General features: G+C 60.5%; 1 protein-coding gene. It reads right to left on the bottom strand.

Annotated features, from left to right (window positions below; genetic code table 11):
* Positions 1 to 738: hypothetical protein (locus tag GRB96_RS15610; RefSeq protein ID WP_205743693.1), on the bottom strand; the 738-nt coding region annotated here is incomplete at its 3' end.
* Positions 739 to 762 lie beyond the last annotated feature (24 nt).

Below are 762 nucleotides of genomic sequence, written 5' to 3'. Positions count from 1 at the left end.
AAGCCACTGCACTACCGCCTGAACACAGACACCCGCCCCTACCGCGAGAGCAAGCGCACTCCAAAACTCGACTCGGGGCCAAAGGAGGGCCAGCACGAGGAAGAAGGCGCCGAAAGAGTAAAGGCCGCGCACCATTCCGCGATACATATGAGCAACTTGATACGCCCCATCCGCCCGATGCGTAAAGACAGCCAACACGAGACCAATGATCGGGAATACGGCCAAAAGCCCGCTCCAAACTTCCCCGAGCGATGCTGCGGCAGCGGTTACACCGAGCGTCAGAAGCGCTCCCGTGGCCATACGATAGGGCAGATCATTAGAGGCTGGGCTTCGCCCTACCAGGGGCGTGGTGTTTGGAAGCACCTTTGGCGCTAGAAGAAGAGACGCGACGGCCACTGCCAGAGCGACCTCCGGGGCCCCAGGAAGCGCCGCCAAGCCAAAAGCCACTACAATCCATGCAGCAACACCACAGCCTGATGCCACCGGCCAAGACCACTTAGTACTTGCCCAGCAGTAGGCAACGCCAAAAACCAGCAATCCAGCGATAGCAGAGATTGCCGCAATTGCGGCAACGGCGCCAAAGTCGGCCCCGTGTTCCAGAGCCACGAATACGACTATGGGCCCTGCCACGATGGGAAAGCCCCCGAGCAACCCAGCAACACCCGCCCCCCACCGGCGGCCGGCAAGCGTTACGGCGGCGATGAACAGCGGCACGACCGTTAATTTGAGAATCAGCACTTTTCAGCTCCTTCTGCTCAACGC

Source organism: Halomonas alimentaria (assembly GCF_009902005.1).
GTDB classification, from domain to species: domain Bacteria; phylum Pseudomonadota; class Gammaproteobacteria; order Pseudomonadales; family Halomonadaceae; genus Halomonas; species Halomonas alimentaria.
Note: the sequence above shows the minus strand (reverse complement) of the source record. Positions and strands in the feature narration are given on the sequence as shown.